This window comes from Janthinobacterium sp. UMAB-56 (assembly GCF_900095265.1).
GTDB lineage: Bacteria > Pseudomonadota > Gammaproteobacteria > Burkholderiales > Burkholderiaceae_D > Janthinobacterium.
In genome coordinates, this window is record NZ_LT607700.1 from 1 (window position 1) to 714 (window position 714).

At 62.6% G+C, this 714-nt stretch carries 2 protein-coding genes; both read right to left on the reverse strand.

The window, feature by feature from the left end; all coding sequences use genetic code 11:
• Positions 1-197, reverse strand: a 197-nt coding sequence (locus K0F85_RS28325) for an aldehyde dehydrogenase family protein (protein ID WP_219119132.1), incomplete at its 3' end; no start/stop codon positions are given.
• A gap of 14 nt (positions 198-211) precedes the next feature.
• Positions 212-714: 5-deoxy-glucuronate isomerase (gene iolB / locus K0F85_RS28330; RefSeq protein WP_219119133.1), on the reverse strand; the 503-nt coding region annotated here is incomplete at its 5' end.

Sequence of the window (714 nt, forward strand, 5' to 3'; positions counted from 1 at the left end):
CGCAGGGGCGAGGTTTGCGACCAGGCGGGAAAGGCCGCGTGGGCGGCGGCCACGGCCGCGTTCAACTCGGCGGCGGTCGCCAGCGACACCTTGGCCGTCACGGCGCCCGTGGCCGGATTGAAGACCTCGCTCGTGCGTTCGGAGCGTGAAGCCATGGGATTACCACCGATAAAGTGGCCGATCTGTTGCGTTGTCATAGCAAATTCCTTGATTATTTGGTATTCATCAGCCATTCATGGGCCGGGTCGTTTTTGAAATGCCACACGCGTTGCGGGCCGGCCATCACGTTCAGGTAGTAGCCGTCATAGCCATACGGCACGGTCACGGGGTGGTAACCCCGGGGCACCATCACCACGTCGTGGTTTTCCACGGCCATGGCTTCGTCGATGGAACGGTCATCCGTGTAGACTCTTTGGTAGGCAAAGCCCTGCTCCGGGTTCAAGCGGTGGTAATACGTTTCTTCCAGCGAACTTTCCAGCGGCACATTGTCGCTGTCGTGCTTGTGCGGCGGATAGCTCGATGAGTGGCCGGACGGCGTCACCACCTCGACAACCAGCAAGCCATCAGCCTCTGCTGTCTGCGGCAGGATGTCGCACACATAACGGGTATTCGCCCCCTTGCCGCGCACGGAACGCGTCATGCTGGCCGGCTCGATCAGGCGCGCCGGACGATGCGTGGTGGCCGGGGCGCTGCACAGCGCCACTTCGGCAGCGC